Origin of the sequence: Mixta theicola (assembly GCF_002895925.1) — a bacterium.
In the GTDB taxonomy this organism is placed as follows: Bacteria; Pseudomonadota; Gammaproteobacteria; order Enterobacterales; family Enterobacteriaceae; genus Mixta; species Mixta theicola.
In genome coordinates this window covers 1-250 of the sequence record NZ_NWUO01000069.1, presented here as the reverse complement: position 1 = coordinate 250, position 250 = coordinate 1, and the positions used below count along the sequence as shown (strand labels likewise).

Annotated in this window: 1 tRNA gene; it reads right to left on the bottom strand. The window is 53.6% G+C overall.

What is annotated here, in order from left to right:
* Positions 1-51: 51 nt before the first annotated feature.
* A tRNA-Lys gene (locus tag COO59_RS20660) sits at positions 52-127 on the bottom strand.
* Positions 128-250 lie beyond the last annotated feature (123 nt).

Here is a 250-nt window from a genome sequence, read left to right as displayed (position 1 = left end):
CCTGCTGCAGGTTCGCTTCCTGCCGATTTGCACCGGTTACTGCTTTAATCGTGGTGGGTCGTGCAGGATTCGAACCTGCGACCAATTGATTAAAAGTCAACTGCTCTACCAACTGAGCTAACGACCCGCAATGCGGTTACTGCTAATTCGGAAAAGAACCTCAGTTCGCTTCCTGCCGATTTACACCGGATACTGCTTTAATCGTGGTGGGTCGTGCAGGATGACTCGGCTTTGCCTCGCCCTGCGGGCC